Origin of the sequence: Candidatus Contendobacter odensis Run_B_J11, from assembly GCF_000531125.1 — a bacterium.
In the GTDB taxonomy this organism is placed as follows: Bacteria; Pseudomonadota; Gammaproteobacteria; order Competibacterales; family Competibacteraceae; genus Contendibacter; species Contendibacter odensensis.
The window spans coordinates 1-7,414 of sequence record NZ_CBTK010000312.1 but is presented as its reverse complement, the minus strand read 5'-3'; the positions used below and the strand labels follow the sequence as shown (position 1 = coordinate 7,414).

Annotated in this window: 11 protein-coding genes; 2 read left to right on the top strand and 9 right to left on the bottom strand. The window is 58.6% G+C overall.

The window, feature by feature from the left end; genetic code table 11:
* Window positions 1–3: 3 nt before the first annotated feature.
* The 7 genes from BN874_RS21580 to BN874_RS21555 all read right to left on the bottom strand — a co-directional run bounded on the left by BN874_RS21580 (window position 4) and on the right by BN874_RS21555 (window position 3,742).
* Entirely contained in the window at window positions 4–453 is a 450-nt protein-coding gene (locus BN874_RS21580) for a hypothetical protein (protein ID WP_034437021.1), read from the bottom strand.
* Window positions 454–499: 46 nt separating this feature from the next.
* Window positions 500–1,324 carry a PD-(D/E)XK nuclease-like domain-containing protein gene (locus BN874_RS21575; protein ID WP_034437019.1) on the bottom strand — a complete coding sequence of 275 codons (825 nt, stop codon included), beginning with the start codon at window positions 1,322–1,324 and terminating at the stop codon, window positions 500–502.
* A 51-nt stretch (window positions 1,325–1,375) separates the two neighbouring features.
* The gene (locus BN874_RS21570) at window positions 1,376–2,383 is read right to left on the bottom strand and encodes a coiled-coil domain-containing protein (protein ID WP_034437017.1); all 1,008 of its coding nucleotides are present in this window, start codon (window positions 2,381–2,383) and stop codon (window positions 1,376–1,378) included.
* A 51-nt stretch (window positions 2,384–2,434) separates the two neighbouring features.
* Window positions 2,435–3,016: a hypothetical protein gene (locus BN874_RS21565; RefSeq protein ID WP_034437015.1), complete on the bottom strand. Its 582-nt coding sequence runs from the start codon at window positions 3,014–3,016 to the stop codon at window positions 2,435–2,437.
* Between the two features lie 47 nt (window positions 3,017–3,063).
* On the bottom strand, window positions 3,064–3,213 hold the full coding sequence (locus BN874_RS24890) for a hypothetical protein (RefSeq protein WP_154725072.1): 150 nt from the start codon (window positions 3,211–3,213) through the stop codon (window positions 3,064–3,066).
* A gap of 76 nt (window positions 3,214–3,289) precedes the next feature.
* On the bottom strand, window positions 3,290–3,472 hold the full coding sequence (locus BN874_RS21560) for a hypothetical protein (protein ID WP_034437014.1): 183 nt from the start codon (window positions 3,470–3,472) through the stop codon (window positions 3,290–3,292).
* Window positions 3,473–3,742: a hypothetical protein gene (locus tag BN874_RS21555; protein WP_034437012.1), complete on the bottom strand. Its 270-nt coding sequence runs from the start codon at window positions 3,740–3,742 to the stop codon at window positions 3,473–3,475.
* Window positions 3,743–4,488: 746 nt separating this feature from the next.
* Between BN874_RS21555 and BN874_RS24885 the strand changes: the two genes are divergently transcribed.
* The gene (locus tag BN874_RS24885) at window positions 4,489–4,755 is read left to right on the top strand and encodes a hypothetical protein (RefSeq protein ID WP_034437010.1); all 267 of its coding nucleotides are present in this window, start codon (window positions 4,489–4,491) and stop codon (window positions 4,753–4,755) included.
* Window positions 4,736–5,155, top strand: a complete 420-nt coding sequence (locus BN874_RS21545; protein WP_034437007.1) for a type II toxin-antitoxin system VapC family toxin — start codon at window positions 4,736–4,738, stop codon at window positions 5,153–5,155. The genes BN874_RS24885 and BN874_RS21545 overlap by 20 nt, the downstream gene beginning before the upstream one ends.
* 125 nt (window positions 5,156–5,280) lie before the next feature.
* Here the strand turns inward: BN874_RS21545 and BN874_RS21540 are convergent, their stop codons facing one another.
* Both BN874_RS21540 and BN874_RS21535 read right to left on the bottom strand, forming a co-directional pair.
* The gene (locus BN874_RS21540) at window positions 5,281–6,741 is read right to left on the bottom strand and encodes an ATP-dependent DNA helicase (RefSeq protein ID WP_034437005.1); all 1,461 of its coding nucleotides are present in this window, start codon (window positions 6,739–6,741) and stop codon (window positions 5,281–5,283) included.
* A gap of 108 nt (window positions 6,742–6,849) precedes the next feature.
* Window positions 6,850–7,335, bottom strand: coding sequence for a hypothetical protein (locus BN874_RS21535; protein ID WP_034437004.1), 486 nt, complete (start codon window positions 7,333–7,335; stop codon window positions 6,850–6,852).
* Window positions 7,336–7,414: the final 79 nt, after the last annotated feature.

Below are 7,414 nucleotides of genomic sequence, written 5' to 3'. Positions count from 1 at the left end.
GATCTACACTCTTTCCCTACACGACGCTCTTCCGATCTGGCGCAGCAGGGCGGCCACCTCCTCAGCCGACACGGGCACCGCCGCACCAGCCTCGGAGTCGATCTCGCGATAGGCGCTTTCCAGCAACCCGCCGTCTTCCAGCGCGTTCAGCGCCACGCGAACGTGCTCGACCGTGACTTGTGGAAACTCGACCGCGACGATGGCCACGACGCGCCGGACATCGGCGAAGCCCAAGGGGCCGGTCTGGTCGGCGAACATCGCCATTACTTCGGCTTTTTGAAACCACTCCAGCGCCAGCGGAATGCGCAACGGCTGTCGCGACTCGGCAAAAAATGCGGCCAGCGCATGGGCGATGGCGCGGAATAAACTGGGGCCGGGGGCAAAGCCTCGCGCATCGAGGAAGTCGTGGGCGGCGCGTTGCCACATTTTCGCTGGCCTCTCTTGTTCGGTCATTACCGTTTCTCCGGTGCCGCGCCGTCCGTGGCGCAAGGGTAGGCTCTTACAATTCTAACTCCCCCACCTCGATGTCCAAGCGGAGGCCGCCGCTGATCCGGGTGGACGGCTTCAGTGACTCGACCGGATAGCTGGGCCAATCCTGGTTGATCCAGCATTCGTCGAAGCGGGCGAGGTTCGCCTCCCACCAGTCCCGGCCTTCGGCCAACACGCCCTCAGAGGTGGGATATACCGCTACGGCATACGGCGGTTTGGGTTCCACGACGACAAAGGTATGTGGGATGTCGGTTTCGGGCGTTCCGGTGGTCTGGCTGACCAACATCCGATAATAAGCGGCGGAGAGGTGATAGCCGTGGCGGTAGACGGCGTGGAGAAAAGCCGCTTTGCTTGCATCGACGGCGGTTTTCAATTCCACGATGGCGGGCTGCGAACTGAGCCAATCCAGCCGCCCCTTGAGCGGCCATAAAGGCGACTCTCGCGGAACGGTGAGGATTTTTTCCGGTTCGCCGCTGTTAAACAGCGCGCTGGCTACCGGATGCTTTTTGATCGCCTTGACGATCTGGAGCGCGGCTTGATAGTCCTGGGTGGTGACAACCTGCCGGCCCGATTCCAGTAATGCGGCGTATTGCGCCTTGCCCTCGGCAGTGCGGCGATTGATCGCATCGGCCAGGACGAACTCGTCGGCGAAGGTTTCCGGCGTCAGCACCAACGTGTGTACCAAGGTGCCAAACCGCATCGCGGCGGTGGGTTCCTCGTCGTGGCGGTTGGGGTTCACGTACTTCGCCCAACAATGCAGCGGGGTGCGGGCGATTTCGATCAAGGCGTGGCTCGACACGCCGGGCCTTTGGAAATAGGCGCGATTCGAGAGCATGGTTTTTCTCCTACGCTGGGCGGTTCGCGCCGTCCTTGGCGCGGATCGGTTTCAGGCGGCCTTGCGCACGGCCCGCTCACCGGCCTCGAAACCGAGTTGATAAGCGCGGTCGATAGCCTCGGTTCCGTTCAAGGTTCCCGCTGCGAGAGCGTCCTTGATCGTCGCCAGGGGGTCGGCCTGGGCCGACGACTTCTGGATCCGGCGGGCCTTCGCGGCCTGCTGGGCCTGCACGCGGGCTTCTTCCTCGGCGCGGGCCTTCGCCTCGGTGTCCTGCCGCTCCCGTTCGGCGCGTTCCCGCGTTTCGGCGTCCTGTTGGCGCTTCGCCTCGGCGGCGCGTAACCGGGCCAGTTCCTCCTGTTCGGCCTTCCGCTGGGCGTCCTCTTCAGCCTGCTTCCGGTCGAGTTCCGCTTGTTGCCGGGCCAGGGCTTCCCGCTGGGCTTGCACGCGGGCCTCTTCCTCGGCCTGTCGCTGTTCCATCGCTTCACGTTCGGCGAGCTGCGTGGCGAGTATCAACCGTACCTCAGCGATGGCCTTCATCGCCTCCGGCCAGTGCTCGGCGAACGCCTCAGGGTCGGGTTCAAATGCCTGCGCTTTCGCCAGAGCTTTACGAATCGCCGCAGCGTCTTGATTCGCCACGGCGATGATCCGCTCGCGAATCCCATAAACACGGGCGGTCAGGGCGGCGATGCGGGCCGCTTCGGCGCGTTCTTTCGCCGCTTTTTCCTCGGCCTTGCGCTTCTCCTCGGCCTTGATCGCCGCGTCGATGGGTTCTTCAATCGCCCACAATTCGGCGTTGATCCGCTTGGCCTCGGCGTCAATCTGCTGGCCGCGAAGCAAGACCGGAGCCTTAATCTCGGCGCGGGTCTTCTCCAAGGTACTGCGAAGGCCGCGAATCTCGACGCGGGCGGCCTTAGCGGCGGTCATCCCTGGGTTCGTGGTCACGTCGAACGGGGCGGCGTACTTCTCCCGCAGCAGCGCCAGCGCGGCGGTCGTGGTCCGGTACTCGGTGATGGCGGTCTGCTCGGTGGCGGTCTGATACTCGGTGTTTTGCTCGATCATGGTTTTGGCTCCGGTTGCGCGCCGTCCTTGGCGCTTGGGGGGTTGGGGTGCCTATTTCTTCTTGCCCTTGCCGTTGGTTTCGGCTTCCTGGCCGTTCCCGTTCCCGTTCCCGTTCCCGTTCTCGGTCGGGCCGGATAGGAGCGGGAACAGCGCTGGGCTGTACTGTCGCTGCCGGAAGTCAGCGATGGCGGCGGCATACTGGCCGTTGCTCGCCACCTCGAACTCGACCGCGAAATAACTCTCGCCGTTGGCGCGGCTGACGCGCTTGTTCATCGTGGCGCGGACGGTCTTGCCCAGCAGGGTTTCCCCTTTCAGGCGATACTGCCGGCGCAATTCTTCAAAGTTGTCCAAACTCTCGGTCTTGAACAAAATTGACGACAACACGCCGTCGGGGTCTACGAACAAGACGGCCAGCCACGTTCGCAACGGGTAGCCGAAAAACTCGCCGGTGTTGATCTGCGCGCCGACGATTTCCAGGTCCAGCTTGCTGCCGCGCATTGTGGCGGCGCCGATCCGGAACTGTCCCGACTGGCAATCGCTTCGCCACTGGCGAATGGAGTCCGTCATAATTTGCCCTTTCGGCAAGCCGGTTTCGTCCAGGGCGATTTCGATGGGTTGGGTTGCTGCGTTCATTGCCATGTCCTCGATGACGTTGATGGTGCGGTGCGGTCGTTCGGGTTTCAGCGGTTGACGATTTCGGCGCGGCGGCGCTCGCGATTCCAGCGCAGCCGCTGCCCTCGCCGGGCCAATTCCCGGCCCAGCGTGGAGAGCTTCTTCGGATCGCCCACCGGCGTGTGGCCGTTCTGGCGTTTCGGTTTTTTTGCTACCATTGCATCACCTCGTTTCGTTGTGGTTCGGGGTTGAATCGGGCCGTTTCGTTGCGATTAACAACGAAACGGCTTTTTATTACTGGGCGGCTTCAAGGGGTCTAACGATAGGCGTCTTGTAGTGGCTCTCCTGTTCGCCGCAACCGATTAAAAACCGTGCTGCTTTCCTGATGGCTTCCTGCTCGTCAAGAGCGTCTTCCTCCATCTCCCAACCCAAACTCCCTTTCTTCTTCGGGCTGAATTCGATTTTGTAGCGGTTCATTTAAGTCGCCTCCCTCATCCCCTCTTCTGCCTTCTCTTCTGCCATGATTTCATCCGCCAAGGCAGAAAATTGTGTCGAATTCAGCAGGGGCGTAATATCCAAGCTGACGAGCTTGACCCTCGGCTTAAATTCTCCATTCGCGTTGTAAAATTCTTTTACGCTGCGGCAAAGAGTAACGCTGCCTATCCATGGACTTTCATCCGATTCAAAGAGAACGACAGCGGCGTATTCCTCGCCACACAGTTCTATCTTTGTGGGGTGCGTATTCATGTTGGGGTTCTCCCGTGGTTAGAAAATATTGATAAAATAATCTTCTGTAACCAGTTTCCCGCACAAACCTTTCTTGTCAAGTCGTGTACGGATTGAACCCTTCAAATCTATATAGGTAGGGATACCGGATTACAAAGGCCACTCCGGTTCAGAGAATAACACCCAGCGGCTTTTCAGCGCCGGTTCTTAGAACAGGCGGGATTCTGATGAGGAAAACCGAATAAAAACCCACGTTTCCCCGCTGGCGAACCGCCTTTTGGCCAGCGTTCCCAACGGCTCTGGGAGGGAGGCCGTGGGTGAAAAGAGTAGAGGGTTCAGAGATAAACCCCCGACGCGGTTAAGGACGCGATGGCAGAAAAAGGCCGGTTGTAAATCAATGGCCTGAGTGTGATCACAATGTCAGGGATGAATCGCGGCTTCTGGGAGAAAAAAGAAGGCTCGAATTGAAATCGGGAATTTCGTGTTGCAGCGCCGCCTGACGGGATGAAGCTTAACCCGGTAGCGGTTTTGAGGGATGGAGTGCTACGGATTCAATGGAACCGTTGCAATTTATTTTTAAAATAGTTATATAGGGCTTTAACTTTCTGGAGTTTTTCTAATGACGGTCGGGTGAAAAGTCATGCTGATCCGCCTGTTGCGGCACAGGCAACAAGATGATCCGGCTACCCAAGCCGCTTTCAGTCAGTCCCACGGGTCAAATAGGAAGCAGGGTACACTTTTTTGACAATCATAAAGGAATCATCGTTATGGCTGCATTGTCTTTAGAAAGTATTATTAAGCCGGGCCAACCTCTACAATTGACGCTCCCGCCCGATTTTCCTCAAGGGCCTGTGCGGATTACGATAGAAACGTTGCCACTTGCTAAAGAGATTGACCTTAAACCTCAAACCGAATTTGGCAAACATTTATTAGAAATTCGACAGCAGGCTATTGCCAAGGGAATGCGACTCAAAACAACTAACGAGATTTTGGATGAACTCCGTGAGGATCGCGATGATCCGAACCTACGTTGACGCCAATCTGCTGATCACTGCTTTCCGTGGCAATGACGCCGGAGTCGCGGCGGCCCTTCAAGTGCTGGATGACGCACAGCGAGTCTTTGTATCCAGCGCCTTCCTGCGTTTAGAAATTCTTCGCAAGCCTTTATTTTATAAGCGGGATGACGAAATACTTTTTATGAAAGCCTTTTGTGCCCGAGTCAATGATTGGGTCGCCGTAGATAACGCTTTAGTACAACAGGCCTTATCCTTAGCGGCTGATCATGATCTGGGCGCAATGGATGCCTTGCATCTCGCCGCTGCTTTAATAGGTAAAGCCGAAGAATTTGTGACGCTGGAGAAACCTTCTAAACCTCTCTTTCGCGTACCCGGATTACGAGTGACATCCCTATACCCCGAAATAGAGTCCAGCTAACAAAGGGATCATGAACCGGACTCTACCTATCTATTTCTTTGAAATCGGGAATTTCGCGTTGCAGCGCCGCCTAGCGGGATGAAGCTTAACCCGGTAGCGGTTTTGAAGGATGGAGTGCTAAAAATTCAAACGGAACGGTCGAAATCGGATTCCCGATACAGCCGTTCCGGCAATGCGCCGGTGACATACACATCGCCGCGTGAGCGAGTCAAGGCGACATAGAGCAATCGCAGCAACACATCGCGCCGCGTTGAACGGCCAATGTCGGTTAAATCGACAAACACCTTTTCGTAAGTGCTGCCTTGGGAGCGATGCACCGTTGACGCATGAATCGGGCGCAAGTCGGCGAACGCTTCATCTTTGAACTGAAAGAATTGAACCCATGCCGCTTTACGCCGTTTATCTTCAAGCGGCGAATACTGATCCAGACGGTTATTGTTTCGATGAGCGTTGAACTCCGATTGCAGAGCGTTCGCCACTTTCGCCCGTCGCGACAATTCCAGCTTGTAGGCGTCTCGCCCATCAGGACGAACCACCCAAACCTCTAGCGGCTTCCCTTTCGAGTTGGCGAGGGTCGCTTTGAGACACGGAATTGAATGGTGAGTGTCAGGAGTGGCGTTGATCACCTTCACGCTATCGCCGATGCTGATTCCTAGCTCCAGAATCGGATTACAGGCAACAACGACTTCACCCGGTAGTAGCGCCTGCTGTTCAGCCTGTTGACCTAACAGCGAGCGGCGAATGAGCCGGTTGTAGTGGTCGGTTTTGCCATTCGTCCAACCCAACACGCGGCAATAATCGGAATCGGCCTGATACTCCGGGCGGTGCATCGCATCGAGCATCACCGCCTCAAACGCGGGCGCGTCCAGGTGGATCAGGCTTCCCTCGTCGCTGTGGCGGGTCTCGAACATCGGAACGGGGCCGCCGGCCATCGCCTCCCGAATCTGCTGCGTCATGCTCAGCACCGGGTGATTCGCCTTTTGCCGCACAATCTGCGTCAGCCGGGCGGTGACTCCAGCGCCAGAAAAAGCGGGGGATTCCGCCTCGAAAATCGGCGGCAATTGCGCCGGATCGCCGACGAACAGCAGTTGAGCGCGGGCGTTCTGTGCGGCGGGCAGGAGGTGACTCAGCAGAATCGAGTCCACCATCGAACATTCGTCCACCACGATCAGCGCGCCGTCTTCTATCGCGGGCTGTCGTACCCGCTTCAAAACGTAGTGTCCTCGATCCTCATCCAACTGTGGCCGCAGTCCCAACACCTTGTGAATCGTGTTCGCCTCGGCGGTTCCGCCGATCTCAGCGGCCAGGGCCCGGAGAACCGCCGCCGCCTTGTTGGTGGGCGCGGTCAGCAGAACCGGGCGATAGAGCGCGTAAGCCTGGAGCAAGCGCACCACGCTGAAACTCTTGCCGGTGCCGGCATAACCCAACAGTCGGCACACCGGATCGCCGCGCTCAAGGGCGGTGATCAGTTCTTCTAACGCGCTGGCTTGATCGGAATTCAAGGGCGTTGGCGCGGGCGGCGCGGGTGGCGCACTCGCACCTTTGCGCTTGCGGGAGCGCCGGGAGGCTTTAGGTGTGGATCTCATTTTTTCAGACAACCCTGATCTTTATCGTATCGGGCGGGCGGCGAACCGCCCGCTCCTCCCTCAAGCGGCCTCGTCCCATTCGACACCGGCTTCGTCGGTGTCCTCGGCTCACCCATCAGTTTCTTCAACCTCGAACACGGCTTCGTCCTCGGCCCGCCCCTCGGATTCATCCTCGAAGGCAGCTTCGGGATTCACTCCGCTACACCGCGCCAGCTTATCGTAAGCGGCGCGGGCTTCCGACACCGGGCGGGCGGTATAGCCTCGGGTCGGGAACTCGAAATAGCGCGGCAACCAGCCTTCGACCGGCGGGCATCCCTCCCCTTTCAAGCGACGGCGAATCAGCCCGCGCAACTCTTTCCCGGTCGCCTTGCCGGACGGGGCTGCGCCCACCTCCGCCGCGATGCGCGTCAACGCCTCTTTGTCGGTCAGCAGGTCTAAGAACGTCTCGTCGGGCGTCCAGAACCGGCACATGTCAATCCGGAGCCGTTCGCCCAATCGTTCGGCCAAGCCGCTGCCCGCCACCAGGGTCTCGGCGGTGATCACCGCCAGTACCTTCAACACCTGCTCGTCGGTCATCTCCAACAGGCGTTTCAACGCCTCGGCGGTCTGACCCTCGCCGTAGCCGCGCCGACATTCAGGACAAGGATCGCTTTGACATTGTGCTGGCTAATCC